Raw genomic sequence first — 239 nt, forward strand, 5'->3', positions numbered from 1 at the left:
GCTGCGCACCCGGCGATGAACAACGGGAGTGCGCTGAGGACGAAGCCGGAGGTGTACCGCTTCTCCCGGCGGTTCAGGGCGGGCATGAAGAAGGCGAAGAGCTGATACAGCCACACGGGACTGGACAGCACGATCCCGACGATCACGGCGATCTCGATCCGCAGGTCGAAGGCGGCGGAGATCGACGGGAAGTTGATGACGACCGCCCGGTCCTGGCTCCGTGCCGCAACGAGGACCGG

1 protein-coding gene is annotated in these 239 nt (G+C 66.1%); it reads right to left on the minus strand.

The genetic code is table 11. The features are described 5' to 3' along the window. A partial coding sequence (locus tag ACR9ZK_RS23310; protein ID WP_481344286.1) for a twin-arginine translocase subunit TatC occupies positions 1-239 on the minus strand: 239 nt, incomplete at both ends.

This window comes from Monashia sp. HAY1-5C, assembly GCF_056755255.1.